General features: G+C 45.7%; 26 protein-coding genes. 23 read left to right on the top strand and 3 right to left on the bottom strand.

The genetic code is table 11. The features are described 5' to 3' along the window. Positions 1–7: 7 nt before the first annotated feature. Positions 8–922, top strand: a complete 915-nt coding sequence (locus YH65_RS09695; RefSeq protein ID WP_046551690.1) for a helix-turn-helix transcriptional regulator — start codon at positions 8–10, stop codon at positions 920–922. Positions 923–928: 6 nt separating this feature from the next. Here YH65_RS09695 and YH65_RS09690 read toward each other — a convergent pair whose 3' ends face one another. Then, the gene (locus tag YH65_RS09690) at positions 929–1264 is read right to left on the bottom strand and encodes a c-type cytochrome (RefSeq protein WP_046551689.1); all 336 of its coding nucleotides are present in this window, start codon (positions 1262–1264) and stop codon (positions 929–931) included. Positions 1265–1517: 253 nt separating this feature from the next. Between YH65_RS09690 and YH65_RS09685 the strand changes: the two genes are divergently transcribed. From YH65_RS09685 to YH65_RS09625, 13 genes are all read left to right on the top strand, one after another. Next, a complete protein-coding gene (locus YH65_RS09685) occupies positions 1518–2330 on the top strand; it encodes an SDR family oxidoreductase (protein WP_046551688.1) in 813 nt (270 codons plus the stop codon). Between the two features lie 13 nt (positions 2331–2343). After that, complete coding sequence (locus YH65_RS09680) at positions 2344–3426, top strand: cytochrome-c peroxidase (protein ID WP_046551687.1); 1083 nt, start codon at positions 2344–2346, stop codon at positions 3424–3426. Positions 3427–3554: 128 nt separating this feature from the next. Beyond that, positions 3555–4139 (top strand): TetR/AcrR family transcriptional regulator, encoded by a 585-nt coding sequence (locus YH65_RS09675; protein WP_046551686.1) that lies wholly within the window; start codon positions 3555–3557, stop codon positions 4137–4139. Beyond that, positions 4136–5383, top strand: a complete 1248-nt coding sequence (locus YH65_RS09670) for a TolC family protein (protein WP_046551685.1) — start codon at positions 4136–4138, stop codon at positions 5381–5383. The genes YH65_RS09675 and YH65_RS09670 overlap by 4 nt, the downstream gene beginning before the upstream one ends. 78 nt (positions 5384–5461) lie before the next feature. After that, a complete protein-coding gene (locus YH65_RS09665; RefSeq protein ID WP_046551684.1) occupies positions 5462–6181 on the top strand; it encodes an efflux RND transporter periplasmic adaptor subunit in 720 nt (239 codons plus the stop codon). Positions 6182–6190: 9 nt separating this feature from the next. Further along, positions 6191–9241: an efflux RND transporter permease subunit gene (locus YH65_RS09660; protein WP_046551683.1), complete on the top strand. Its 3051-nt coding sequence runs from the start codon at positions 6191–6193 to the stop codon at positions 9239–9241. Next, positions 9229–9474, top strand: coding sequence for a DUF2164 domain-containing protein (locus YH65_RS09655; RefSeq protein WP_046551682.1), 246 nt, complete (start codon positions 9229–9231; stop codon positions 9472–9474). Before YH65_RS09660 ends, YH65_RS09655 begins: the two co-directional genes overlap by 13 nt. An 11-nt stretch (positions 9475–9485) precedes the next feature. Beyond that, positions 9486–10643, top strand: a complete 1158-nt coding sequence (locus tag YH65_RS09650; RefSeq protein WP_046551681.1) for an HlyD family secretion protein — start codon at positions 9486–9488, stop codon at positions 10641–10643. Further along, complete coding sequence (locus YH65_RS09645) at positions 10640–11794, top strand: MFS transporter (protein WP_046551680.1); 1155 nt, start codon at positions 10640–10642, stop codon at positions 11792–11794. Before YH65_RS09650 ends, YH65_RS09645 begins: the two co-directional genes overlap by 4 nt. Next, positions 11781–13421, top strand: a complete 1641-nt coding sequence (locus YH65_RS09640) for an ATP-binding cassette domain-containing protein (protein WP_046551679.1) — start codon at positions 11781–11783, stop codon at positions 13419–13421. Before YH65_RS09645 ends, YH65_RS09640 begins: the two co-directional genes overlap by 14 nt. After that, entirely contained in the window at positions 13418–14536 is a 1119-nt protein-coding gene (locus tag YH65_RS09635; protein WP_046551678.1) for an ABC transporter permease, read from the top strand. Before YH65_RS09640 ends, YH65_RS09635 begins: the two co-directional genes overlap by 4 nt. Next, on the top strand, positions 14533–15615 hold the full coding sequence (locus tag YH65_RS09630) for an ABC transporter permease (protein ID WP_046551677.1): 1083 nt from the start codon (positions 14533–14535) through the stop codon (positions 15613–15615). Before YH65_RS09635 ends, YH65_RS09630 begins: the two co-directional genes overlap by 4 nt. A gap of 52 nt (positions 15616–15667) precedes the next feature. Next, a complete protein-coding gene (locus YH65_RS09625) occupies positions 15668–16567 on the top strand; it encodes a patatin-like phospholipase family protein (protein WP_046551676.1) in 900 nt (299 codons plus the stop codon). 213 nt (positions 16568–16780) lie between these two features. Here YH65_RS09625 and YH65_RS09620 read toward each other — a convergent pair whose 3' ends face one another. Then, a complete protein-coding gene (locus YH65_RS09620) occupies positions 16781–17920 on the bottom strand; it encodes a multiheme c-type cytochrome (protein ID WP_046551675.1) in 1140 nt (379 codons plus the stop codon). Positions 17921–18242: 322 nt separating this feature from the next. Here YH65_RS09620 and YH65_RS09615 point away from each other — a divergent pair, with 322 nt between their 5' ends. The 4 genes from YH65_RS09615 (at position 18243) to YH65_RS09600 (ending at position 21232) form a co-directional block, all read left to right on the top strand. Next, on the top strand, positions 18243–18566 hold the full coding sequence (locus YH65_RS09615; RefSeq protein ID WP_011979983.1) for a c-type cytochrome: 324 nt from the start codon (positions 18243–18245) through the stop codon (positions 18564–18566). Then, positions 18567–19697 (top strand): radical SAM/SPASM domain-containing protein, encoded by a 1131-nt coding sequence (locus tag YH65_RS09610; RefSeq protein ID WP_046551674.1) that lies wholly within the window; start codon positions 18567–18569, stop codon positions 19695–19697. Beyond that, the gene (gene cobA, locus YH65_RS09605) at positions 19697–20434 is read left to right on the top strand and encodes a uroporphyrinogen-III C-methyltransferase (protein WP_011979985.1); all 738 of its coding nucleotides are present in this window, start codon (positions 19697–19699) and stop codon (positions 20432–20434) included. The genes YH65_RS09610 and cobA overlap by 1 nt, the downstream gene beginning before the upstream one ends. A gap of 96 nt (positions 20435–20530) precedes the next feature. After that, entirely contained in the window at positions 20531–21232 is a 702-nt protein-coding gene (locus tag YH65_RS09600; RefSeq protein ID WP_046551673.1) for a Crp/Fnr family transcriptional regulator, read from the top strand. 314 nt (positions 21233–21546) lie between these two features. Here the strand turns inward: YH65_RS09600 and ahbA are convergent, their stop codons facing one another. Further along, positions 21547–22539, bottom strand: coding sequence for a siroheme decarboxylase subunit alpha (gene ahbA, locus YH65_RS09595; protein ID WP_046551672.1), 993 nt, complete (start codon positions 22537–22539; stop codon positions 21547–21549). 262 nt (positions 22540–22801) lie between these two features. Between ahbA and YH65_RS09590 the strand changes: the two genes are divergently transcribed. The 5 genes from YH65_RS09590 to YH65_RS09570 all read left to right on the top strand — a co-directional run bounded on the left by YH65_RS09590 (position 22802) and on the right by YH65_RS09570 (position 26404). After that, positions 22802–23500 (top strand): OmpA family protein, encoded by a 699-nt coding sequence (locus YH65_RS09590; protein ID WP_046551671.1) that lies wholly within the window; start codon positions 22802–22804, stop codon positions 23498–23500. Between the two features lie 236 nt (positions 23501–23736). Then, positions 23737–24303, top strand: a complete 567-nt coding sequence (locus YH65_RS09585; protein WP_046551670.1) for a precorrin-2 dehydrogenase/sirohydrochlorin ferrochelatase family protein — start codon at positions 23737–23739, stop codon at positions 24301–24303. Between the two features lie 89 nt (positions 24304–24392). After that, positions 24393–24734 (top strand): hypothetical protein, encoded by a 342-nt coding sequence (locus YH65_RS09580; protein ID WP_011979989.1) that lies wholly within the window; start codon positions 24393–24395, stop codon positions 24732–24734. 5 nt (positions 24735–24739) lie between these two features. Continuing rightward, a complete protein-coding gene (locus tag YH65_RS09575; protein WP_046551669.1) occupies positions 24740–25975 on the top strand; it encodes a hypothetical protein in 1236 nt (411 codons plus the stop codon). Between the two features lie 120 nt (positions 25976–26095). After that, positions 26096–26404: a metal-sulfur cluster assembly factor gene (locus YH65_RS09570; protein WP_046551668.1), complete on the top strand. Its 309-nt coding sequence runs from the start codon at positions 26096–26098 to the stop codon at positions 26402–26404. The last annotated feature ends 265 nt before the right edge of the window (positions 26405–26669 follow it).

Raw genomic sequence — 26669 nt, 5'->3', positions numbered from 1 at the left:
CAGTTAGATGGAAAGTTTCTTTTTTAATATTACGGAGCGACGCTACAAGGTCACAGAACTTTTTAGAGATAAAAAGGCATCGATGCGTAGGGTAGATATCTCCAACGGGATCGTTTTTATTGAAAGCAGAACCTATGCAAAAAGAGAAGCACTGAGGCTTAAGAACCTGGACCGAATGGTGATGATAGTGATGGTCAATGAGGGAGAACTTTTCATAGAGGACCATCTTTCAGACAAGGAAGAGCATGTCAGCGAGGGAAATATTGCCATTTACTGCTCATCAAAACAGGATATCTCTTTTCATATCCCAGAGCACGAAAAGTCAGATATTTTTGTATTGTTCATAGCCGATTTTTTTCTGAAACGCTATTTGAGTGGGAACAGACAGGAACCCATAGACTTTCTTTATGGAAAAATACAGCAGGACCTCTCTTTGGAGCATATCAATACCCTGCCCATAGATGCATTAACACTCTACAGTGTAGAGAAGATATTGAATATCACAGAGCATGATACCATGCAGAGTATACGTGCAGAACAACGTGTCATAGAATTCATGATACACCGTTTTTCGCTGCTTGATATTTTTGATGAGGTCAGTGATGAAGCATTGGCACTGGCTTCCAAAGCAAAGTCCGTATTATTGAGTGACTTCGTCGATCCGCCTACAGTGGAAGTGTTGGCCCATCTCTGTGCTACCAATACTTCAAAACTTAAAACGGTGTTCAAAAAAGTCTACAAGACCACCATACACAGCTATGTACAAAAGCTGCGCCTGGAAGAGGCAAATCTGTTATTGAAAGAAGAAGACCTTACGATAGGAGAGATAGCCAAAAGGGTAGGGTACAGACACCAGGGACATTTTTCAAAACTTTTTTTTGCAAGTTACGGTGTGTACCCTAAAGAGTTGATCAAAGGCTAAACCGGATTATTTCTTTTTTTTGATCATCCATTTTTTGAAGGGTTGTAAAGAAGAGATGTAATCCGCGACATTTTTGAACTCCTGATCTTCCAAAGGAAGTGTCGGCATAGCATTGGCAGAGTAACCAAACTTTTTGTATAAAGAATAAGGGTCTTTCGCATAAGCTGTAATTTCTTCTTTATGTCTGGTATAAGAGACTAAATTCATATCTGGTCCCAAAGCCTTTCCTCCATTAACAGTATGACATATGGCGCAATTGGCAGCAAAAACAGCTTTTCCTTTCTCTACATCTGCAAAAAGTGATGTACCCAGTAAAAATATAAGTAATAGTGTTTTTTTCATGAAAAACCTTTCTTTTTTATTTTAATAGGATAAAAATACTCCTAATTAAAAACTTATGCGAAATATAGCTCAAGGAAATACATAAAAAATTGATCTGGATCAATAATAGGATAAAATTACTCCTATTTAAATGATTATTTATCAAAAAAACCTTTTTGTGCTAAAAGAAAATTCTTTTTGTGCTAAAAACAGCTTGATTCTTCGTCTCTCTTCCTATATACTGAAATTATAAAAATTATAAAAAGGATACAAAATGTCAAAAGTAGTGTTGATTACAGGAGCGAGTTCCGGTATGGGTAAAAGAACATCGGAGTTTCTTGCACAGAACGGCTATATTGTCTATGCAGGGAGCAGAAAAGCAGAGAGTATGGAAGCAAAAGAAAATTTGAAACCAGTGTATCTGGATGTGACCGATACCGAGTCGATTCAGCAGGCAGTTGAGACCATCATTCAAAATGAAGGAAAGATAGATGTACTTGTCAACAATGCAGGGTATGGCCTGCTTTCAACAGTTGAAGATGGAACCGATGAAGAGATGTTCGACCAGTTTAATGTCAATGTTTTTGGACTGATTAAAGCGACCAGAGCAGTATTGCCTCACATGAGAGCAGCCAAGTCAGGAGTCATCATTGATATCTCTTCATTTTTGGGTAAAATGGGATTACCGCTCCTGGCACATTACAATGCAAGTAAATATGCTGTAGAGGGAATCGTAGACTCATTACGTTTTGAGACATTACCGTACAATGTCAGAGTACACTCTATTCAGTCCGGGCTTTTCGGTACGAGTTTTGTCAAAGAGGGCCTGGTTGCGAATGCAGCCACAACGTCTGAAGAGTCACCGTATAAAGAACTGGTGGCATATTTTGTACCGATCGTGGCAACGGCGATCGATGACGGACCTGATCCGCAGCCTATTGCTGATGCGGTCAAGATGATTATTGAAGATGAAAATGCAGATATTTTTGTACCTGTGGGTGCAGAAGCAGAAACCTTTGTGCCTCTGAGAAGAGAGTTGAACGATAAAGCATTTGAACAGAAAGTAAAAGAGACTTTCGGTATTTAATAAAGGATACGTTATGAAGAAACTTATGCACCCTGTTACTATTACCCTGTTGGTAATAACCATTATATTTTCCTTACCATTTTTTATTAAAAAGGTAACCCCTGCATTGATAGATGCACAGTTGAGGGATCGCGCACTTTCAACGACCTTTAAGCCGATTCCTAAAAGTTATGATGCACTTTTGAAAGTGGTGGATAATCCGGAAAACCCAATGAGTAAAGAGAAGATCGCTTTAGGGAAGGAACTTTTTAATGACACACTGTTGTCTGATGATAAAACAGTTTCCTGTGCTTCCTGTCATATGCTGAGTGAAGGCGGAGATGACAATCTGCCCACAGCAATCGGTGTACGCGGACAGCCAAACCCCCACCATTTGAATTCTCCAACGGTTCTGAATGCCGCATTGGCAAAAGCACAGTTTTGGGACGGACGTGCCAAAGATGTTGAGGAACAGGCAGGCGGGCCTATACAGGCACCGTTCGAGATGCATATGACACCACAGGAGGTGGAAAGCAGATTGAACAGCCATCCTGAATATCTCGCAAAGTTTAAACAGGTCTTCAATGAGGGCAATATCACCTTCGAGCAGGTACGCAAAGCCATCGGTGCCTATGAACGTACTTTGCTTACGCGAGGTGCCTACGACCGTTTTCTTGAAGGTGATGACACTGCCATTTCAGCGCAGGCAAAACGTGGCATGACACTCTTTCTTACCAAAGGGTGCAAGGGATGTCACTCGGGGATGTCTGTCGGTGGACAGAGCATGCAGAAATTCCCTCTCAGACGCTATGTTTCCGAATACATCGGACTGTGGTTTGAACCCGATATCCGCCTGAGAGAGAGCCCCTTTCCTTTCATTAACGAAGGTGGATTCCTGGGGAAGGATGGTGAACAGAAGTTCCGTGTACCGATCCTGAGAAATGTTACAAGAACCGCACCCTATTTTCATAATGGCTCTGTTGACAAACTGGAAGAGGCGGTACGTATCATGAGCAAGTATCAGCTTGGAAATGAATTTACCCCTGAACAGATAGAGGATGTCATAGCATTTTTGAAAACTCTTGAGGGTGATCCTGTTGCCTACGATATAAAATAATCCCCTATGAACATAGATGAAATACCGGCGTTGGTTGGTATTTCAATGAGTCAGAAAGCAGATTTATTTTCTTTTAAGAAGCTTGTTACTATAATTTAATTGACCGACGGTCAGTCAAAAGGAAAATAATGGCAATTATAGTCAATAAAGAAGAAAAACGCAGAAACATAGCGCTCTCCTGCCGGGAATTGCTTCTGAAGCACGGCATTGGCGAGCTGACCATTTCACAGATCGCCAAAACTGCCGGTGTGGGCAAGGGAACGATCTACGAGTATTTTGAGAACAAGGAAGATATCGTTTTTGAGATCATCCGGACGTTTATCATTGAGCATGAAAAGAGACTTAGTGAGGTTAGCCGGTCAGATTTGTCTACTAGAGAAAAGCTGTTTCATTTTTTCTATCTGCTGTTCGAAAATGAAATAGCACGTAAACATCTGAATATCTACAAAGAGTTTCTTGCTATTTCACTGATGCAGGAAACGAAAGAGATGCTCTCCTTCAGTGAAACATGCAGGGAAGATTTCATCAATATCTTGAACAATATCCTTGAGGCAGGGGTACGTTCAGGAGAATTGAATGCCCAAATGTCTGCTTCAGCAAGCTCACTGATGCTTTTTGCAACAGGATTGGTCGTAGATTCACGTTTGAAAAGCCTGGATGTGAAAGAGGAGATCGATCGTTTGCTAAATATGATTATCAAGGAGAACCAATGAAAGTATTACTGCTGTTATGCCTGCCGCTGTTTGTGCTGGCACAGAGTTACGGTTTGAAGAACTTTATTGAGAGTGCAGGTAAGACCAACGGAATGATCCAGGCTAAAAAGTTGACTATCAAATCAAAAGAGCAGGAGGTGGAAGCAGCAAAAAGTGCCTACTGGCCGACGGTGGATGTTGGGGCTGACTACAGTTTTCAGTCACCCAAATATATCGTCAGTCCGGGAGAGACAGGCAATGCTTTTATTTCTGCGAATCTGAATCTTTATGATGGCGGCAGGAAAGATGCCTTGTTGCGAAGCAAGGGTTTTGAACATAAAGCTTCCCTGTTCGAAAAAACCGCGTTTGAAAAGAGCATTACCCTTGAAATAGCACGTCATTACTATGGCATTCAAAGTCTCAAAGCAACACTACATGCCCTACAGGAGCGTGCCAAAGAACTCAAGGCACAGATAGAGCGTGTCAAAAAGTTCAAACTGACAGGCCTGGCGACACAGGAAGAGGTCGACAAGCTTCAGTCTGTCTATGAGGGGAATCAGTATACTATTGAAAATACGAAACTGGCCATTGAGACCAGTGAAGAGAACCTGAAGCTGATCAGCGGACTGCCGGCGTGGCATTTGAGACGCAATTATTTTCTGGAACCTAAAAATGTGCATTTTGAGTGGTTCGAGACGATCAAGATCCTTCAGGCAAATGCCAATGCCATAGGCGAAAATGCCAAAGCGATCGATGCGGGCTATATGCCGCAGGTCAATCTTTCCGATACGTATCACAAATCACATTTTGACGATCTTGTCCCTATGCCGGGCGGCGGCGGGGAAGCCTTTTTGATCGACCACCAGAATAAAGTGGGGGTTTCTGTGAATATGAGACTGTTTGATATGGGGAAAATGAGCAAGGAGAGTGAAGCGGTGAAGTACCAGAAACTGGCACTGCTTTCACGGCTGGATCAGGCAAAAAAAGAGCAGCGTATGAACTTCAACCTTGCCAGACAGACCCTACGTACAACCAGAGAGAAGATGAAGAGTGCCAAAAGTGCACTCAAGGCAGCGGCAAGTACCTACAAAGTGCTCAAACAGAAATTTGAAGTGGGGTTGGTAGACGACATTGCCTACCTTGACGCGCTTGCAGCCAAAACACTGGCAGAGTCACGATACAAAGAATCGGTGTACGATTACGAAGTGAAGAAATCGATCTATTACTATTATGCGGGGAAAGACCCCAAGGAGTTCATACGATGACAAGAATTACAAGCGTTAAAATGCAATGCAATCAATCACTAAATGATTTATGTGAAATTCAGTACAGGGAGGCACTCAATGCCGAGTCTTAAAAGAATACTACTGAGTTTGATGCTGTTGGCACTGAGCCTTCAGGCAGAAGAGATCTATGCGACATTCAATGTGGAGGCTGCACAGCATGCGGACCTGGCGTTCACTACCACCGGAACGGTGGAAAAGGTGAATGTCGATGTGGCTTCGGTGGTTAAAAAAGAAGATATTCTCGCCGAGCTGGATAATTCAGACCTCAAAGCGGCACTAGATATTTCAACGATCGCGATGAAGTATGCCAAAAGAGACTATGAACGACAGGTAAAGGTCAAGAAATTGGTCGATGCCTCAAGATTCGATACATACGCATTTAAGTACGAGCACAGTAAAGCACAGGTGGCATACCAACAGGCCCTGCTGGACAAGACGCAGCTCAAAGCGCCTTTTGACGGTGTGATCTATGAAAAAAGCGTGGAAGTGGGAGATGTGGTCTCCGGCGCCATGATACGAACCGTGATGAAGATACAAAGCCTGAAAAAAAGAAAACTGGTACTTGCCGTTGACCAGAAATACTGGAAAGTGCTCAAACCCGGCCTGACGTTCAGGTACAGCGTAGACGGGGACAACACTGTGTATACCGGAAAGATCAGCAAGGTCTATCCCTATGCGAACGATGCCAACAGAAAAATAAAAGCGGAGATAGAAGCGGAAGGCTTTACACCAGGACTTTTTGGGGACGGGTATATTCTTCTTCCCGATGCGAAGTAGGACAGGCAGATGTATAAATTAGCCATAAACAGGCCCATCGCGACACTGATGTATGTTGTTACACTAGTGATCTTCGGATGGCTGAGTTTCAAAAGTATGCCCGCAGCTCTTTACCCCAATGTTGATTTCCCTATGGTTACCATCAAGACCATCTATCCGGGAGCGGAAGCGAGCACGGTTGAGTCGCAGGTAACGGACAAGATCGAAGAGGCCATCTCTCGCATCGGAGGCGTGGATGCCATCACTTCCACCTCTTCGGAGGGTGCTTCAGTCGTTATGGTCAAGTTCTTTTTGGAGCGTGACATCAATGAAGCGACCAATGACGTGCGTGACAAAGTCTCTGCTGTCGTGCTTCCCAAAGATGCCAAAACACCGCTGGTGAGTAAACTTGATATCGGCGGAGCACCGGTGATCAATGTCTTTTTGACCGCCAAAAAAGACACTATCAAGAATCTGATGCTCTTTGCAGATGAGAAGGTCAAGCCCTCCCTGCAGAAGATCAACGGTGTGGGAGCTATCAACATCATCGGGTACCGCGACAGAGAGATCAAGATCCTGCCGAATATCAGGATGCTGAACAAGTTCGGTATCACGATAAAAGAGCTCAACAGTATTGTCGAACATGAAAATGTTAAGATCGGTGGCGGAAAACTGATCACCAAAACCAAAGAGTTTATCCTCAAGACCAAGGCGGACGCCCTGAGCGTTGAGGAGCTCAGAAATATCATTATTAAAAATGACATTCGTCTCAAAGATGTCGCAAAGGTGGAAGATACGCTCAGTGACCCGGACAGTTACGCTTCGTACAACGGGGTCCCCGGTGTGATGCTCGAGGTGCAGAAAATTTCCGGGACCAATACGCTCGAGATCGTAAAGCGTGTCAAAGAGGCGCTCCCGGGGCTTCAGAAAATGGCAGGGGACAAGTATGGTGTAGAGATACTACAGGATACGACGCCGTTCATTATCCACTCCCTCAAAGATGTGGAGTTTGACCTGGTGTACGGTGCATTCCTTGCGGTTATCATCATCTTCGGCTTTTTGCGGAACTTCACTATTACGGTCGTTTCGGCCCTCTCCATTCCCATTTCGATCATGGGTACGATCGCGCTGATGAACTTCATGGGCTTCGACCTGAACAAAATGACGCTGATCGGGCTGACGCTTTCCATCGGTATCATCATCGATGACGCCATTGTCGTATTGGAGAATATTTACAAGAAAATGGAAGCGGGTATGGGCAAGTTCGAAGCAGCGGTCGAAGGGGTCAAGGAGATGGCCTTTGCCATTCTGGCGATCTCGGCAATGCTGCTTGCGGTGTTCATCCCTGTAGCGAACATGAGCGGTATTGTCGGGAAGTTCTTTGAGAGCTTTGCGATGACGGTCGGATTCGCCGTAATTATTTCCTATACCGTTGCTATGACTTTCATGCCGAGCCTGAGTGCCAGGGTGCTGCATAAGGGAGAGAGCCGGTTCTATAATATTACGGAGCCGTTCTTCAAAGCGATGGAAAAGATATATGATGCTACGCTGAGGTTTGTTTTGCGCTTCAAGGTGAGTACCCTGATAGTTATCATTGCGATTTTTGTGGGTTCTCTGAGCCTCTTTCCCAAGATCGGAATGGATTTCATCCCCAAAGAGGACAAGGCGGAATTCGAGATCAAACTGCGTGCGCAGCCGGGAATTTCTCTCGAAGAGATGATCAGAGAGTCCAAAGCCATAGAGAATCTGGTCAGAAAAGACAAAAATGTCCTTTTTACCACGTTGAGCGTCGGGTATAACTCGGTCAAAGAGAAGAACAAGGCACTCATCTATGTCAAACTGGTACCCAAAAGCAAGAGGAGCATCGGCCAGGAGCAGATCATCCAGAATTTCAGGGAGCAGTTCAAACCCTACCAGAAAAAGATGTACATCACTGCGGCGGCCATTCCCAATATCAAAGGGGCGGGGGTATCGGTACCCTACCAGATCGTCCTGACATCCGATTCGTTCAAAGCGCTCGGTGTGGCTAAAAACAAACTGATCGCCTATCTTGAAAAGAAAAAGGGATTTGTCGATGTCGATACGAACATGGATGAGGGGAAACCGCAGATCGATATCAATATTTTAAGAGAGAATGCCAACCGTCTGGGTATCTCCGCATCGCAGATTGCCCAGGCGATCTCCATTGCTTTCTCAAGTGACCTGGAAATTTCCTACTTTGAGGAAAAGGGAAAACAGTACAATATCACACTGCGTTTCCCGGACTCGGAAAGGGTCAGCCTTGAAGACCTCAAGAAGATACAGCTGAGAGCGGCCAACGGAGACCTGGTTTATCTTGATGGGCTGGTCAATTTCGTCAATACCAAGTCGATCGCGGCGATCTACCACTACGACAGGCAGCGGCAGGTAACGGTTTATTCCGATCTGTTCGGGCTTGATCTTGGAGGAGCGGTCAACTATACCAAAGAGGGTATCGACAAACTGCTGCCGCTGGGTGTAAGCTATAAATTCACCGGATTTGCCGAAGAGATGGTCAAGACCAACAAGGCATTCGGCGCGGCGTTGGGACTCTCCGTGATCCTGATGTTCATCATCCTGGCGATCCTGTACGAGTCGCTCATACAGCCGGTCATCATCATGGTGGCGCTGCCGCTGAGTATCATCGGGGTGATGATCGCACTCTTTTTGAGCGGACAGCACTTCTCTTTGTTCGTCATGATCGGTTTCATGCTGCTCATGGGAATGGTCGGCAAGAATGCCGTCCTGCTGGTGGACTTTGCCAACGAGGCTGTGGCCAGAGGAAAAGATGCCAATGCTGCATTGCTGGAAGCGGGTGAAAAGAGACTCCGACCCATCCTGATGACGACGATCGCGATGATCTTCGCCATGCTTCCTCTGGCATTGAGCCACTCTCTGGGAAGTGAAACGAAAGCACCTATGGCGATCGCGGTCATCGGAGGACTTTTGAGTTCGATGGTGCTGACACTTCTGGTCGTGCCGGTAATTTACAGAATGATAAATCCTGTGGATCAGTGGTTGAGGAAATGGTATGAAGGGAAGATAGAAGAGTGGAAAATATAGTATTTTCACCTGAACAAAAAGCACATCTTGTCCATAAGGTCAAAGCCTACTTCAATCGTGAGTTCGGAGAGGAGATAGGGCAGTTCGATGCGGAATTCCTTCTGGAATTCTTTGGTAGGGAGATCGGCCCCTATTATTACAACCAGGGCTTGCAGGATGCAGCTGGAGTCATCGAGGTACAGACCGATGCCATGAAAGAAACGCTCTATACGATGGAAGAGCCGACACACTAAAAAGGAAAAAAATGCAAATCATCAAAAAATACTGGATAGGTATCGTTGCAGCTATACTCATAGTGATTGCGGGGGTGATGATTTATGCAAAACTGCACCCTAAAGTGCTTCCGGAAAATCTTGTAGAGGGTACAGGTCGGATCGACGGTGATCTGACCAACCTCAACACCAAATATCCGGGACGTGTTGAAAAAATAACGGTGGATGACGGTACGGTCGTTAAAAAAGGAATGATCGTCGCCATTCTTGGAAGCAAAGAGTATGAATCGCAGAAAGCACAGATAGAGGCGCAGATCAGCGCGCAGAAAAAAACGCTCGAAGCCAAACAGATCGAACTGGAGATCTCCAGAACGACCATTCCTGCCGGACTGAAAAAGGCGCAGGAGCAGTTGAAGTCGACACAGACGAAGCTGAAAGTCCTTGAAGAGAATATCAAAGCCCAGCAAAAAGTATTGGAACAGGCAAAAAGGGACCATAAGCGCTCCGTGTTTCTCTATAAAAGCAAAGCGATCGATTCCCATGCATTTGAACTTTCAAAACTGAAAGTCGATACGGAACAGGACAAGTATGACGCACTGCTGCTGCAGCGTGATGAGATCGAAGCCGCTATCTCTGTGGCCCAAAGCGCGGTCAAGGAAGCGCAAGCTTCCCAAAAGCAGATACTTTCCATCGAATCTTCCATTGAAGCGTTCAAGGAAAATATCAAAGCATTGGACGCATCGAAGGCTCAGGTAGAATCGATCATTGCTGAATTAACGCTGAGATCCCCTATAGACGGCTATACGGTGGAAAAGATCGCCAATGTCGGTGAAGTGGTGGGTGCAGGAATGCCTGTAGCAACCCTGATAGATCCCCGTTCCCTGTATCTGAAGATCTTTGTGGACACCCTGCAGAACGGCAGGATCAAAATAGGGGACAAAGCGGTGATCTTTCTCGATGCCTACCCGAACAGGCCCATAGAAGCCAAAGTGGTCAATGTCGCACAGCAGGCAGAGTTCACACCCAAAGAAGTGAGCGTACGAAGCGACAGGATACAGCGTGTGTTTGCCGTTCATTTGAAACCATTGAAGGTCGACCCGCTTTTGAAACTGGGTATTCCCGCCATCGGAGTCATCTCCATAGACGGCAAAGGATTACCCAGATCACTCGATGAGATACCGGTGTTATGAAAAATATCGACAAAAATGTGGTAATGCTGGGGTGGGTAAGTTTCTTTACCGATATGGCGTCTGCGATGATCAATCCCATCCTGCCTATTTTTGTCGTGGTTGTACTGCATCAAGGAATGGACAAACTGGGGATCATCGTTGCCATCGCCACTTTTGTCTCCTATGCGCTTCGTCTGCTCTCGGGATACATTTCCGACTGGTACGGCATTGTCAAGCCTCTAGTCGTCGGAGGGTATGCACTTTCGGCACTGAGCAAGCCGCTGATAGGCTTCAGTCATGGCTATAAAAGCGTGGCGGCGCTCAAAGCGTTCGAGCGTTTGGGTAAAGGAATGCGTTCTGCCCCCAAGGATCTTATGATCTCAAGCTACAGCAAAGCCAATGCTTCGGGAAAAACATTTGGATTTCATAAAACAATGGACATTGCCGGAGAACTCAGCGGTACACTGATCCTTTTTGGGCTGCTATGGTATTTCGGCCAAAGTGAAACAGTGATACGGACTGTTTTTTATGCAACACTGATACCCGGAATCATAGGGTTGATCATCGTTGCCTTCTTTGTACGGGATATTCCCAAGTCGGTGATACCTTCGAAGCAGACATTTATGTTGACGAAGAGAGACAAGCAGACCATTGTCTCTCTGCTCTTCTATTTTCTTTTTCTCTTATTTGTTTTCAGCGATGCCTTTTTTACGATGCAGGCAAAAGAGGTGGGTATCGCCACTGCCCTTATTCCTCTCCTTTTTGTCGTTTCCACCGCCACCCAGACATTGACAAGCTATACGTTCGGTATATTCATCGACAGGATAGGCGCCAAACATGTTTTACTGTTCGCCTATGTCTGCGGTGTAGCTGCACAGGGCCTTTTGTACCTTCATGATCCGATCTTCACTTGGGTCGCTTATGCCTTTCTCGGCCTTTTTACAGTTGCTTCACTCAATGCCAACCGGGCTTTCATTTCAGAACATGCGGATAACAGAGGTTCAGTCTACGGTGTCTTTTATGCCGGGGTGGCACTGTTCGGTGCGGTCGGGGCCTATATCAGCGGTATGATATGGGAACATTTCGGTATGCAGAGTTCTTTGCTCTTTTCTCTGGCAGGAACGTCACTGCTTATGTTACTGTTTACGGTGAGATATTATGGCCGATCTTGAAGTCAGAAATGTAGAGGTCTCCTACAAAAAACAGGTCGGGATCAAATCAGCATCTCTTCAGGCCAATGCCGGAGAGATTATCGGATTTATCGGTGCGGACGGTGCAGGGAAGAGTTCATTGATGCATGCTGTTGCCGGTGTGCTCCGCTTTGAAGGGGAGATCAGCTATTTTGAACAGGTGTACCATTCACCCAAAGAGGCGGAGAAGATCAAACCGTATATAGGACTGATGCCGCAGGGGATTGGTCTGGTACTTTACGAGACACTTACGGTAGGAGAACATTTATCGTTCTTTGCGAATATTCGCAATCTCAGACAGGATGCTTCGTACAAAACCTATCGGCAGAAGCTTCTGCATATGGCGGGTCTTTCGGATTTTACCAATCGTCAGGCAGGCAAGCTCAGCGGCGGAATGATGCAGAAACTCTCGCTTATCTGTACCCTTCTGCACCGACCCAAACTGCTGATACTCGATGAACCCACCACCGGGGTCGATCCGCTCAGCCGTCTGGAACTGTGGGAGATCCTCGATAATATACGCAAAGAAGAAGGGACGATCGTACTGGTCAGTACGGCCTATATGCAGGAAGCAGCCAAAATGGACCGGGTACTGCTTTTTGACGAAGGTGAGATCATTGCCAGGGGAACGGTACCGGAGCTCATAGATTCTGTAAGGGAGTATACCTTTGAAGAGGGAGGCTGTCCTGAAAAAGAAAATGCCCAGAGTGACTGCTTTACCTTTGACAAACGTAGCTACAGTCTCGACGTTCTCTCCTCTTCCCATGCCGAACCGACACTCGAAGCGCTCTTTTTTGTCAATGCACTCAGGAAAAAACGTGCATTACCAAAGATAGAGATAGATGCACGTGAAGGTGAAACGAAGATACCCGAAACTGTGATGGAAGTGAAGGGACTGACAAAGCGTTTCGGTGACTTTACCGCGAACGATCATATCGATATGAGACTGGGAGGCGGAGAGATCGTGGGGCTTCTGGGAGCAAACGGTGCAGGCAAGACCACCTTTATGAAGATGCTGCTGGGGCTTTATCCTATTGATGAAGGTGAACTTACGCTACTGGGAAAAAGTATCCGAAGCAGTGATGACCGCCAGGTGCTCAAGGCGAAGATAGGCTATGTCAGCCAGCATTTTGCCCTCTATAAAGATATGACGGTACGGGAGAATCTGATCTATTTTGCCAATATGCACCGTATCCCTGTCTCTACAGCGATCAAACGTATCAACCGCTATGCGCGGGAGCTTGGTTTCGATGCGTATATGGAGCATTTGCCCGGTGAACTGCCGCTGGGGATCAATCAGAGATTTTCAGTAGCAGCGGCACTGCTTCATGAACCGGTCATTCTCTTTCTCGATGAACCGACCTCGGGAGTCGATACGATCGCCAGAGCGCAGTTTTGGGAGATGCTGCACCGGCTCAAGATATCATGGGGAATCTCCATCCTGATCACGACACACTATATGAGTGAGGCGGAGTATTGCGACCGGGTCGTTCTGATGCGCCAGGGCAGGAAGATCGCAGATGATACGGTCAAAGCACTCTACGCCAAACATCCCGAAGCCCGGAACTTTGAAGATATCTTTCTGAGCTACTACAGGAGCGAATCATGAAATTCTCCGTTGTCAAGGCCTATATGCTCAAAGAATTCACTGAACTGTTCCGATCGAAGCTGATCATCATGGTCTATCTGCTGCCCAGCATGATCATGCTGCTTTTTGGCTACGGGATCCGTATGGACGTGACACATGCAAGAACGCTTATCATCGACAACGACCACAGCCATTTTTCCAGAATGCTGACAGCGAAATTCGAGCATTCCAAATATTTCAACGCCAAGGTCACACAGATGAGCGAAGCCGAGGCCCTGCATCGCATCAAGCAGGCAAAGGCCGACATTATTGTCATTATCCCTGCTTCGTTCGAAAAACGTATTCTGTATGGACAGCACAGTGAGATAGGTGTGTTCGTCGACGGTGCCTTTCCCAACAGGGGTATGACGATGGAGAGTTATGTTCAGGGGGTCATCCTCGATACTGCTCAGAGCGTAGGCGGATCGCTTGGCAGGCAAAGCGGTATGATCAGCATCAACAGCCGGAATCTCTTCAATCAGGCAATGCGTGATGCAGATGCCATCGTCCCCGGACTGATGGGGCTGGTACTGCTTGTGGCTCCAGCCATACTCTCGGCACTGATGATCGTCAAGGAAAAAGAGAGGGGGACGATATTCAACTTTTATGCTTCCCCTTTGGGAAGGGGAGAGTTCCTTGCAGCGAAACTGATACCGGGCTTTCTGCTCCATTCACTCAATATCTTCATTCTCTTTCTCTGGGCGACGGAACTTTTCGATGTGCCGTTTCGGGGGAGTTTTATGCTCTACTGGTTTGCTGCCGAGATCTATATCCTTATCAGTCTCTCCATCGGGATGCTGATATCGGTTATCACCAGGCAGCAGATTGTTGCGGTGGTACTTACGATCATTATCACGATCATTCCGGGGTTTCTCTATTCGGGGATCCTGATGCCGATCTCTTCTATGGCCGGTGAGTCTTACATTGAAGCGCATCTTTTCCCGGTCATGTATTTCAACCATATTATCTATGACTGTTTTCTCTCCGGGACAGGACTCGCCTCCGCCAAGACAGTTGAATATCTCGGGATCCTCATCATCTATGCCACACTCCTGCTTGTTCTGGGTAGTACTCTTTTGAAGAAGGAGCTGAAATGAGCCGTGTATTCTGGGTGGTGTTCGGTAAAGAGATTCTGAGTTTCCTGCGCTCCATTGGGCTGGTTGCGGCGGTGCTCTATTCGTTTACGGCAGACATCTACATTGCCGGCGAGGGGATACAGATCACCCCGCGGAACGTAAAGATTGGGTATGTGGATGATACCGGAAGAGGTATCAGCCAGAAGATCCTCTCCCGCCTGCACAGACCGGAGTTCCTCCCCCCGCGACGCTTCAAATCACAGGAGGCGCTCAGCCGTGCCATTTTTGATAAGGAAATACTGGTAGGCATTCTCTTTGACCAGGATTTCGAAAAGGATTTCCGCCAGGGCAAAAAGGCACAGCTCAATCTTCTTCTTGATGCGACTGCTGCAAGCCAGAGTTTTACGACACTGGGTTATCTTCAGAATATCGTGATGGATTTTTCAAAGCCCAATTTCCCCGTCGTCATCAAGTCGCATAAACTCTTCAACCAGAATGCGGACAACCATTCCTTTATGGCATTGACAGAGATGCTTTCCGTCATCACCTTGCTGATAGTCATCCTCACAGCGGTGGTCTTCGTACGTGAAAAAGAGGAGGGGACCTGGGATATTATGCTGCTGATGCCGGTCGACCCCAAACTGATCATCCTGGCCAAATCACTTTCCCAGGTAATGATCGTGATGGTCGGTGTGCTTCTGGCCCTGGGCTTTGTCATCTTCGGTGCATTCGATACCCCGATGAACGGCTCGTTCTGGACGTTTATGCTGCTGACATTCTTCTACTCTTTTTCCAGCGCGGGTATCGGCCTTTTCGTTGCCGCCGTTTCCAAAAGTACGATGCAGGTAGCACAGCTATCCATCATCATTATGATGCCGCTGATCTTTCTCAGCGGTGCCTGGACCCCGATCTACGCCATGCATCCGGCACTCCAGTTTCTTTCACTTTTTTCGCCGCTGCGTTATTATATCGAGGGGAGTGAGAGCATCTTCTTCCGTGGCACGGAGTTTATCGATCTTTTACCCTATTTTGGAGGTGTTCTGCTTCTGGGAGTGCTGCTATACTGGTACGGGTTCAGGAAGATAGGAAAACTGTTCTGACATTTTGTCCTGCGGGGATGATTTGGATACAATATTCGGATAGGAGATGAACATGGCTGATAAGAAAACGATCTCGCTGGTACTCGGAAGCGGTGGGGCAAGAGGGTATGCGCATATCGGTGTCATAGAAGAACTATTGAAACATGGCTATGATATCAGGTCGGTCTCGGGTTCCTCCATGGGAGCGCTCATCGGCGGCCTGTATGCCTGTGGCAAACTGGATGCCTATAAAGAGTGGGTACTGGGACTGGACCTGATAGATGTGGCAAAGCTGGTCGATTTCTCTTTTACCGGGACAGGCATCATTCAGGGAGAGAAAGTATTTGACGTGATCGAAGAGATGGTAGGAGGTGTGCATATTGAAGAGCTTCCCATAGCATTTACCGCTGTGGCAACGGACCTGATCAGACAAAAAGAGGTCTGGCTGCAGAAAGGCAGGCTCATAGATGCCATCAGAGCTTCCATTGCTATACCGTCTATTTTTACCCCAAAACAGCTTGGGGAGCGTCATCTGGTAGATGGCGGGGTGCTTAATCCTTTGCCTATCGCTCCTACGATCGCGGATGATACACAGCTGACGATCGCTGTGAACCTCTCCGCAAATATCTCCAAAAAATACCAGATAGATGTTCCCAGGAAAGAGCAGGAGAAAGCAAGCGGTATGCAGGAGGTCTTTTTGCAAATGGCAAAAAAGACAGAAGAGCTATTTGCAAGAGAGAAAACCGACAGGTTTGATGAGATGGATATGTTCGACATAATGGGACGTACGATCGACATTATGCAAAATGCCATTATGGAGAGCAAAATGGCAGGGTATGCTCCCGATATGATCATCGGTGTGCCGAACAATGCCTGCGGTTTTTACGAATTCAACAAAGCATACGAGCTGATAGAGCTTGGCAGGCTGATCGCACGGGAACACCTGGAAGAGAATCGGGATGAAACAGTATAGAAGAGATATCTCCGGAGTATTTTCCTTTCTCTGACAGGGCTTGTGGTATTTTTGTTTATGCTCGTAAATGTCCTGACTGATAGACCGATGCTGAGAGTGGATGAATGTACACTGGTTTAGTGATGCGATAGAAGGATTGTTTTTGGGGTTTTTCTGGGTAATGCTGATCTATTTACTGTACCCTCCGTACAGCTGTGTACGGAAGTAGTATGACTATTCTATTTCAAATCTTTTCTTGGTCAGGATGATGAATTCTGTGGCATATGGGTCTTGAATACCCAGCTTTTTGGCCGCTTTTGGATTGGCAATGTAGTATCCGAACTTCACAACGACACTGTCACCTTTTTGCAAGGCAGTATCAAATGTCACCTTGCGTGTTTCATGCGCCTTGATGGTCGTGTCTTTCAGCACTTCCGTCGCAAGCCACGGCATGGAAGGTTTACCGTTTGTGCCTATGACCCTCATAAAGTTTACCGGTTTGAGCTCGATGGTCTTTCCGTCCCTTTCTATGTTGATTCTCAACTGATTCAGCCTGAGCGGCTGAGGGAAGAGGGTATGTGTAGCTTCATTCTTTACAGTGACACTGAATCCATTTGCTTCTTTGTTCAGAGAAAGTTTTATGTATTTTGAAAGCAGTTCCGGTGTAATTTTGTGGATGTTCACGCCATGGAATGCATGGGTCTTACTGTCTTTCAGATTGACAAAGGTCCCTTTGACCTTGGGCATATGGCAGGTGATGCAGGTCTCTTTGGAATCGTTCTGTTTCACTTCAAGGTCACAGACAGTAAAGCCTTTGCCGTTCTGTTTGTGCGAGTGACACCCCATGCAGACATTGCCGTTATAGAAATTCTCATTGCCGTAGTCTATTTTGTGGTAAGGGGAACCGACAGTTTTTGTCATCAGGCCGAAGAGAGAGCTTTCCTCTTTGAATTCTATCTCTTTGCCTTTTCTTTTTGGATCGGCTGAGAAGAAGTATTTTTCTTTTTTGCTCATGACATTTTTGTTCGCTTTGGCATGTTTTTCTATGCTTTGTATCCTGTGGCACTGTTGACAGGAGATCGGTTCGTTCTCCTGTACGGCATTGTCGGTCAGTTTGGTTTTGCCTGCCATCAGTGCATGATCGGAAGGAGTATGGCACTTGGCACATTTATAATGCCCTTTTGCTTTATCCGGATGTTTGTCCCATACAGCCTTGTGTACAGGGTCCTTGAAGATGGATGCCCTGCTGTGCATGGAGCTTTGGTACTCCTCGGTAATGATGGGATGGCATTTTTTGCAGGTGGTGTTCTCAAGTGAAGCCTGGGAGAAGAGTGTCAAAAAGAGCATTAAAAAAAGTATTTCTTTCGTTTTCATGAATAGCCTTGTATATATTGAGAAAAATAGTTTTGGATTATAGTTAAATAGGATAAAATTACTCTTGATTTATATCAATCTCTTTCTTTAGGGTACCACCAGCTTTCACCCATGCTGCGTTTCACTTTTTTGACATAGCTATGTGGCTATGCCTTTAAAAGCGTGCCCTGCCTGGACAAAAGCTGGAGATGTTATGGGTATGACCAATTACTGGAAGTTCCCTTTACAAAAAATATGTAGGAATAGCCACTCTCTTGTCCAAAATCAAGTCTCTTACATCAAAAAATTGTTATCATCCTCTATTACATTAAGGACAGACCATATGAAGAAGATTGTAGTAGCTTTTTTTATTATCTTGACATGTTGGATACCGTTATCGGCAGAGAGCGGGAAAAAGGTATTTGAAACCTATTGTTGGGGATGTCATCATCAGACAGCCGTAGCATTCGGACCGCCTTTTGCCGAGATCGCATCCAAAAGAACGGCAGAAGAGATACAGGGGATGATTGCCGATCCTGCTTCTGTTTCAAAACTTTTTGGTTATAAAAGAAATGCTATGCCTGCATTTACTCTGAAACCGGAAGAACTCAAAGCGATCACTTCGTATATATTGTCATTCAAACCCAAAAGCAAAGAGAGCAAATAAATGTTTAGACTATCGAACCTGCTAAAATCAGTTACGGCAGGCAAACCTGCAAGGGTACTGGACGGAAGCATTGCCATCTGGAACTTTACCAACCGATGCAACCTTTCCTGTTTGCACTGTTACTCCAAAGCGGACCTCGATGCCGTAGATACACTTACGACCGAGAACATTATGGAAACACTGCCCAAACTCAAAGCCAACGGGGTGAAGTTCCTCATTTTTTCGGGGGGTGAACCTCTGACGAGGAAAGACCTCTTCGACATTGCGGCGCGCTGCAAGGAACTCGGTATCGTGACCTACCTCTCTACGAACGGTCTGTATGTCAAACAGAGCAATGCCGAGAAGATCCTTGATACCTTTGACTATATCGGTATCAGCATTGACGGCAGTCCCGAAGTGCATGATGCTTTCAGGGGGCTCAAGGGCTCCTTCGTCGAGTCGATGAAAGCGGTCGACCTGCTCAACTCTTTCGGAAATACCAAAGTGGGTATCCGTTTTACGATCACCAAAGATACCTATGATGACCTGCAGTTCATTTTCGAACTGGCTGAAGAGCATAATATCCCCAAAGTCTACATCTCGCACCTGGTCTACAGCGGACGCGGGCTGGAGAACCTGGAGATGGACCTGAGCAAAGAGCAGCGTATCACAGCGGTCAACTACATTCTGGACAAAGCGTTCGAATATTATGAGAGCGGCAGAGATATAGAGATCGTTACGGGTAACATGGAAATGGATGCGATCCTCTTCTATGACAGATTTGAAAAAAAGTATCCTGAATATGCCGAAGAGATGAAGAGAAGGCTCATTGAATGGGGTGGAAACTCTGCGGGAAGAAAACTGCTTAACATTGATTCCGAAGGTTTTGTAAAGCCTGACCCATTCTTCCCTGTGAAGATAGGCAATATCCTGACACAGGATTTTTCGGATATCTGGACGAACGAGCCGACCGAACTGCTGCAGAAGTTGCGTGTGCACCCGAGAGAGCTTGGCGGAAAATGTGTAGAATGTCAATACCTGAATATCTGTAACGGCGGTTCAAGAAGCCGTGCCTATGCGATCTACGGTGATATGTGGGCGGAAGATCCATCATGCTATTTAACGGAAGAACAAATTAAAGGAAATAATTAATGGGTAAAGTTTATTTGACAGGGGCAGGGCCGGGAGATATCGATCTTTTGACGGTCAAAGCACTGCGTGCGGTAGAACAGGCTGATGTAATTATCTATGACAGACTGGCCAATCCCGATATTCTCTTGCAGACAAAAGAGGGGTGTGAGTTCATTTATGTAGGAAAAGAGGATTCGCATCATACGCTGCCGCAGGAAGAGATCAATGAAGTGATCTACCAGTCTGCACTGAAATACAAGAAGGTGGTCCGTCTCAAAGGGGGTGACCCCCTGGTCTTCGGACGCGGTGGTGAAGAGGCGATCTACCTGAGAGAACGCGGTATAGAGTTCGAGTTCATCCCCGGGATCACCTCGGCGATCGCGGTACCGGAATATGCCGGCATCCCTGTGACACATCGCGGTATCACGGTCTCTTTCAGGGTAGTAACAGGCCATGAGTCGAAGAACAAAGACCAGTCTCAGATCCCCTGGGAGAATTACAAGAGTGATGATACGATCATTTTTCTAATGGGGCTGCACCGTCTCAAATATATTTGCAAAAAACTCATTGAGATCGGAAAACCAGAAGACTATCCTGTAGCGGTCATCAGTAAGGGGACCACACCTGATGAGAAGACGGTGGTAGGAACCCTGGAAACGATCTATGCTAAAGCGAAGGATCTGCCGACGCCTGGTTTGATCGTCGTCGGTGAAGTGGTGAAGCTTAGAGAGCAGCTTTCCTGGTTCGAACAGGAGTAAAACACGAATTCCTCTGCTTATCCGCAGTTATATAGGAGAATATTTATCTTTTTTACAGTATAGTACCCTCTTTAGAGACATGAAAGAGGTATTAAGATGTATAAACTTGAAGAGATTCCTATGTTTTCGGCTCTGACAGGGACATATCTCAAAGAGCTTTACGATCAGACCCATATCAAACAGTATGCCAAAGACAGTATTGTTTTTTATGAGGGAGATGAAAGTAAATACCTGCATATTCTGCTTGATGGCAACATAAAACTCTACAAAACCACTCCCAAAGGTACGCAGATTCAGATCAATCGTCTTGCTGCACCGGCAATGATAGGCGAGTATGCCTGTTTTGAGAATCAGCCTTTCCCTGCTACATGCGAATTCCTTACAGATGGTGTGATGGGACTTCTGCCTTTTGATTTCGTCTACAAACATCTTGACAATCCAGGTTTTTCTCTGGAGATCATCAAGTCTCTTACCGGAAAAGTCGCGTTGCTTTCCGCTCTGGTACACAAAGAGACCGTCCTCTCTTCCGAAGCGAAAGTAGCTGACCTTATGACACAGAAACTTCCTCTTTTTCAGCGTCTCAAGAACAACGAGATCGCCTCGATGCTCAATCTGACGCCGGAGACATTTTCGCGTATTCTGACCAAGTTCAAGAAGGAGGGGATCATCACGGTGAAGAACCAGAAGATCACCATTTTGAATGAAGAGGCGCTCTACAACATCGTCGAGACCAATACGATCAAGGACTGTACAAATTGTATCGCGCATTTTAAAGAGCAGATAGGGTATAAGGATTAAATGTACGTCATTCCGGGCTTGATCCGGAATCTATCTTTATAGATCTATTTCGTTTGTCCAATTTCCCTGTTATGGTAATTGAGGTGTTGTTCTTCTCTTCATTTTTTTTAGAAAAAAACGAAGCAAAAAAATCGTCGTATCTCTCGAATCGCTTCGCTTTTCTGGCACTAAATGCCGATACCCCTGTCGCTAAAGTGTAAGTGGGGTGCAAGGTCGTTCGATGCGACAGGCACACTTCGTGTGATTGATGGGGGATTTTTTTCAAAAATATTGACAAGTATAGGACAAATGTGTCAAAATTTTGTGTATAAACGCTAAACGCTTTCCTCCCATTCTTTGAAGGCATCATCAAAATAGACCAGACGCTGTTTTTTGAACTCTACGGTTGAGTAGAGTTTTCCGTATTCAGATAAACCGCTTTCTTTGGCCATCTCTTCTATAAGCGTGTCGCATTCTTCCTGGGTTTTGGCGTGGACCATGGCAAAGAGGTTGTAGGGCCAGTTGGGGTAGGAGGGGCGCAGGTAACAGTGGCTGACGGCTGAGAATTCTGCCATCTGTCGTCCTATCTCTTCGCCTTTTTCTTCCGGTACGGACCACACGGACATAGCATTGGCACCGAAACCGGCTTTTCTGTGGTTGAGGATAGTGGCGAAACGGCGCATGACACCGCTCTCTTTAAGTTCATTGGCGATCGTAAAGAATGCATCATAATCCATACCAAGTTTTTCAGTCGCTTCTTTATAGGGTTCCGATGTAACAGTAATGTCTTTTTGCAGCTCTTTGATGACGGCGATGTGCTGAGGTGTCAGTTCTATCTCTTTATGGGCTGCTTTTTTGACCTTCTCTTTCTTGGCGCGTTTTCCTGTGGTGTCCATTTTGACAGAGATCTTGAACATCTTCAGTGTCGGCAGAATGATGGCATCGTCTGCGCCTGTCTGTTCTTTGAGTATCTCGATGGTCTTCTCAAGCCCCAGTTTACTGTCGGGTGCAACAGCCATTGTGAACCAGATGTTGTAGTCATGGTTTCTGAGGTAATTGTGGCTGACACCCGGATGGGCATTGATGGTCTGTGCGGCTTCGTCTATGTTGTCTTCAGTTACCTTGAAAGCGACCAGTGATGACTTGTAGCCCAGACGTTTGGTATCGAAAATGGCGGAAGTCTGTCGGATGATCTTCTCATCTTTAAGTTTCTGTACCGTAGAGAGTACTTCCTCTTCGGTCGTACTCAAAGCATCTGCGATCTCTTTGAAAGGCCGCTGTGTCATGGGAAAAGCGTTTTGCATCTGGTATAATAGTTCGTCTTGCATAGAATTAAATCTCTCCAGGTATTAAAATTAACAGAACCGATGGCTTTACTTTTGTCATAGCCACTTCGGGATTATCTGCAGGGTATATGCCGATAAAGTCTCCGATTCCAATGGTGTTCACAGGAAGGTTATTATAGTTTGTGTTAGTGTAGCAAAGATTGATATATATTAACGAAATATTCGATTGTTTTTGTGTTTTTTGACACTTTTTTGACACATTTATAGCTATAATAACAAAATATGTATACAAAAAGGAGAAAAGATGTACATCAAAAAATTCAAAACAGTCACATTGGTATCGGTAGTTGCAGCTATGCTTGGAGGGTGCGCTTCCACAGGAACGAGCAATACCACAGACGGACTGATAGGCGGAGCAGCACTTGGTGCGCTGGCAGGACAGGCGATAGGTCACGATACAAAATCTACCATGATCGGTGCGGCAATTGGTACCGCAGCCGGTGGATTGATCGGTTACAGCCTCGATCAGCAGGCCAATGACATTGCAAGGTCACTCGGTACAGGGGTCAATAATGATCCGCTCGCCTATCTTGACCCCAATCAGGACCTTATTGTTTCCAATAACGGCAGATATGTGAAAATCATGTTCCGTGACCGTATGATGTTCCCCACAGGGTCATCGAGGCTGACCTCAAGTGCATCCTATAAAGTAGGGAAGGTGGGCAGGATTCTTCGTGAGTACCCACAGACGATCGTACAGGTGGCAGGTTTTACGGATGACAGGGGAGGATACGACTACAACTACAGACTTTCCCGAAGCAGAGCCAAGACTGTGTCGGACAGACTCTATCGAGAGGGGATCAATAATCCAAGTTATGTGACAGGATGTTCTTACAATAAGCCGCTGGTACCGAACAATTCGGAACGCAATATGGCACTCAACAGAAGGGTTGAGATCTATCTCTATCCAAACAACAATGTGCGGGTAGATCCTTGTCGTTAAGGTAAGCCTGTGACCTCCTCTCCGTATGGTGGAGAGAGGAAAGAGTTTCTGCCTTCTCTTGTTTTCATACGATAGGCACTATGGCATATATTTGTAAAAATGGAAAAAATACGGGAATGTCAGATATAGTATTATTGCAGATATGCTAATAAGTGCAGAAATATATTGATACATATCAAAGTAAATGTAATTAACTTCTGTTAAATTATGATACACAATTGACATAAAGGAACACAATGTCGTATTTCCCCATGTTCATGGATATGCAGAACCTCAAAGTGCTGGTGGTCGGCGGTGGTGCCATTGCTACTGAAAAACTTGAAAAACTGGTGGATTTCACCAAAGAGATCACAGTGATCGCCTCCGAGGTCAGTGTAGAGGCGGACAGCCTGATCAAAAACCACTGTCTGACACTTTATCAGCGGGCATACAGAAAGGGGGATATTCAGGGTTTCGACATTGTCATTGTGGCAACCGATACAGTGGATCTGCATAAAGCGATCCATGAAGAGTCAAGGGGCAGCAGGATACTGGTGAATTCCGTGGACAATACGGACTATTGTGATTTCATCTTTCCCTCCTATGTCAAAAAGGATGATCTGACCATCGCTTTTTCGACAGGAGGAGCTTCTCCGGCTTTCGCCAAACATATCCGCCGCCATTTCGAGAAGATCATTCCCAACTCGGTTGGGGATTTTCTTAAAAAAATGAAAGCCTTGCGCTCGACAATGCCCAAGGGCAAAGAACGAATGAAATATTTTGACGAACTGGTGGAAGAATATTTCAGGAAGAATTTCAAATGATTTTGACATTATTTGACATAATCTTGATATAAATCAAGCTTATTTTAAATATAAGTCATTAAAATGATAAAAACTAAATAGGAGTAATTATGTCTGAATTAAACAAACAAGCTATAGAAGTACCTGGAGCAACCGTGCCTTTCTTTACCTATACGATGGGCGAAACACAGTATTTTGAATTCGATACATCCAAATGCGGACCGCCTGAACCGATGGTCAATGCAATGGCGGGACTCAAAATGATAGACGGACCCAATAAGAAAGTGGTTATGATCAACCACAAGAAACCAATGGGACTGCTTGACAAGATCGGTGAGAATTACGATATTGAAACAGAAAAAATGGATGACGGCCGTGTCAAACTGATCTTCTCCTATAAATCGGGAGAGAGTGAAAATGCAAACCTCAATGATGCCGCTTGTCACGGATAGGTTAGATGAAAGCTATCTCCAGTGATTTTGCGCCGCCGCTGAAACTGATCTCGCCCTTTTTCAGTTATGGCGTGGTCTTTTATCTGCTCTCCATGCTGGCACTGCTCTTTTTTGAGCCGATATTCAGTTATGCGCAGATGAATGTGGCCGGGTGGATACATCTTTTTCTGCTTGGCTTTGTGATGATGATCATCTTCGGTGCCATGGCACAGCTTATACCGGTGGTCCTTGAAGCAGGGCATGCAGTGGTAGATGTCTATTATGTCATTTTTCCTCTGCTTTTGGTCGGTGCTTCCCTGATGGTGTTCGGTTTCTGGCTTATGCCGGCGATGCTCCCCTATGGAGGGCTCCTGGTACTCGTTGCCATGATCATCTTCGCTGTAGAGAACATTGCCACGCTCAAAAAGACAACCATACGGACTTTGACGGTTGAAACGGTCGCATGGAGCAACGGCTATCTGCTGCTGGGAATTTTGACAGGTTTTGCCATCGCACTGGGACTGAGCGGAGATCTTGGCATTGATGTGACACTGATGCTCAAAGCCCATGTCTATGCCGTACTGGGCGGGTATGTTGTGTTGACCATCATTGGTCTCTCTTTGATCCTCATACCGATGTTCTCACTGGCGCACGGTTTTGAAGAGACAGCGATCAACAGAGCGTTCAAACTGGTCATTACCGGTGTAGCCATTGTTTTTGCCGGGGCACTTTTTGCCCAGGAGTGGCTGATGTACATAGGCTATGCCGTCAATACAATAGGAATATTTTTCTATATCTGGCAGATCTATATCATTGCGAAACTGACGGTACGTAAAGAGATGGATATCTGGGCAAAGTCCATGATATTTGCTTTTGGTGCACTCATACTTTCTATTGTACTGGGCCTGGTCTATTTTATGAGCGGCAGGGAAAGCATCTTGCATGCATCGGTCTGGTTTCTGCTGCTGGGGTTCATCTCCTCTATGATCACAGGCCATCTTTACAAGATCGTTCCATTTCTGGTCTGGTTCGAACGTTTTGCACCTTTGGTAGGTAAAGAGAAAGTACCGATGCTCCATGAAATGTACTCCAAAGAGGGAGCATCGATGATGTTCTGGTTCACGGCGTCCGGCGTTGTGCTTGGAGGCCTTGGACTGCTCTTTGAGAATGATATTCTCTTTAAAGGTGGTGCCAGTTTCCTCTTTGCAGGGGCGATCTTTCTCTTCGTTACGATGCGGAAGATGCTGGCGTACGGGAAATAATAGGGGTAATCTCTGTGATAACCCAAAACAGACACGACTAGTCGTGTGGGCAATCTGCCTAAGACAACGTGTGAAGCAGAGCTTTGCTCTGTAAACAATACAATAAAAAAGGAAAAAGATATGTGCAGTATTACAAAAGAAGCGGTCTTCGATGCCATCTCTACGGTTATTGATCCGGAAGTAGGGTTCAACCTGGTTGAAATGGGTCTGATCTACGATGCGATCATCGATGAGAATTGCAATGTTCATGTCGTCATGACACTCTCTACACAGGGATGCCCTTTGCATCAGATGATCACCACCTGGGTCAAAGAGGCGGTAGAACGCATCGAAGATGTGGGTGAAGTAGAAGTGGAAGTTGTTTGGGAGCCGGCATGGAATATCTCTATGGCAGACGATAATGTCAAACAGGCATTGGGTGGTATGTAGACCGTAAGCATGCTTTCAGGCACTTGCCTGAGCAAATAGGAGTCCTTTACTCTTTATTTCATCAATATATTTTAATCTTAATTCGAATATCATTTTTATAATTTATCTAAGATAATTTTACTCTAAATTAAAGCGTTACCTATTTGTCACATTTATGACATTATTTACTTCTCTTGATATAAATCATCTTTTTTTTTGACACTGCTGTGATAAACTATATACGTAGTTGTACGTGGAGGCTCTCTTAATAATTCTGAATAGCAGG

It is taken from the genome of Sulfurovum lithotrophicum (assembly GCF_000987835.1).
Taxonomy (GTDB): Bacteria; Campylobacterota; Campylobacteria; order Campylobacterales; family Sulfurovaceae; genus Sulfurovum; species Sulfurovum lithotrophicum.
The sequence above is the reverse complement of the archived record's forward strand: the minus strand, read 5'-3'. Positions and strand labels throughout refer to the sequence as shown.

Bases quoted from the DNA above. Each gene is read 5' to 3' on its own strand.
- cobA (WP_011979985.1), top strand. From the start codon at position 19,697: ATGGGTAAAGTTTATTTGACAGGGGCAGGGCCGGGAGATATCGATCTT.
- YH65_RS09670 (WP_046551685.1), top strand. From the start codon at position 4,136: ATGAAAGTATTACTGCTGTTATGCCTGCCGCTGTTTGTGCTGGCACAG.
- YH65_RS09630 (WP_046551677.1), top strand. From the start codon at position 14,533: ATGAGCCGTGTATTCTGGGTGGTGTTCGGTAAAGAGATTCTGAGTTTC.
- ahbA (WP_046551672.1), bottom strand. From the start codon at position 22,539: ATGCAAGACGAACTATTATACCAGATGCAAAACGCTTTTCCCATGACA.
- YH65_RS09680 (WP_046551687.1), top strand. From the start codon at position 2,344: ATGAAGAAACTTATGCACCCTGTTACTATTACCCTGTTGGTAATAACC.
- YH65_RS09650 (WP_046551681.1), top strand. From the start codon at position 9,486: ATGCAAATCATCAAAAAATACTGGATAGGTATCGTTGCAGCTATACTC.
- YH65_RS09615 (WP_011979983.1), top strand. From the start codon at position 18,243: ATGAAGAAGATTGTAGTAGCTTTTTTTATTATCTTGACATGTTGGATA.
- YH65_RS09640 (WP_046551679.1), top strand. From the start codon at position 11,781: ATGGCCGATCTTGAAGTCAGAAATGTAGAGGTCTCCTACAAAAAACAG.
- YH65_RS09685 (WP_046551688.1), top strand. From the start codon at position 1,518: ATGTCAAAAGTAGTGTTGATTACAGGAGCGAGTTCCGGTATGGGTAAA.
- YH65_RS09575 (WP_046551669.1), top strand. From the start codon at position 24,740: ATGAAAGCTATCTCCAGTGATTTTGCGCCGCCGCTGAAACTGATCTCG.
- YH65_RS09620 (WP_046551675.1), bottom strand. From the start codon at position 17,920: ATGAAAACGAAAGAAATACTTTTTTTAATGCTCTTTTTGACACTCTTC.
- YH65_RS09675 (WP_046551686.1), top strand. From the start codon at position 3,555: ATGGCAATTATAGTCAATAAAGAAGAAAAACGCAGAAACATAGCGCTC.
- YH65_RS09580 (WP_011979989.1), top strand. From the start codon at position 24,393: ATGTCTGAATTAAACAAACAAGCTATAGAAGTACCTGGAGCAACCGTG.
- YH65_RS09570 (WP_046551668.1), top strand. From the start codon at position 26,096: ATGTGCAGTATTACAAAAGAAGCGGTCTTCGATGCCATCTCTACGGTT.
- YH65_RS09645 (WP_046551680.1), top strand. From the start codon at position 10,640: ATGAAAAATATCGACAAAAATGTGGTAATGCTGGGGTGGGTAAGTTTC.
- YH65_RS09635 (WP_046551678.1), top strand. From the start codon at position 13,418: ATGAAATTCTCCGTTGTCAAGGCCTATATGCTCAAAGAATTCACTGAA.
- YH65_RS09660 (WP_046551683.1), top strand. From the start codon at position 6,191: ATGTATAAATTAGCCATAAACAGGCCCATCGCGACACTGATGTATGTT.
- YH65_RS09690 (WP_046551689.1), bottom strand. From the start codon at position 1,264: ATGAAAAAAACACTATTACTTATATTTTTACTGGGTACATCACTTTTT.
- YH65_RS09695 (WP_046551690.1), top strand. From the start codon at position 8: ATGGAAAGTTTCTTTTTTAATATTACGGAGCGACGCTACAAGGTCACA.
- YH65_RS09585 (WP_046551670.1), top strand. From the start codon at position 23,737: ATGTCGTATTTCCCCATGTTCATGGATATGCAGAACCTCAAAGTGCTG.
- YH65_RS09610 (WP_046551674.1), top strand. From the start codon at position 18,567: ATGTTTAGACTATCGAACCTGCTAAAATCAGTTACGGCAGGCAAACCT.
- YH65_RS09625 (WP_046551676.1), top strand. From the start codon at position 15,668: ATGGCTGATAAGAAAACGATCTCGCTGGTACTCGGAAGCGGTGGGGCA.
- YH65_RS09600 (WP_046551673.1), top strand. From the start codon at position 20,531: ATGTATAAACTTGAAGAGATTCCTATGTTTTCGGCTCTGACAGGGACA.
- YH65_RS09665 (WP_046551684.1), top strand. From the start codon at position 5,462: ATGCCGAGTCTTAAAAGAATACTACTGAGTTTGATGCTGTTGGCACTG.
- YH65_RS09590 (WP_046551671.1), top strand. From the start codon at position 22,802: ATGTACATCAAAAAATTCAAAACAGTCACATTGGTATCGGTAGTTGCA.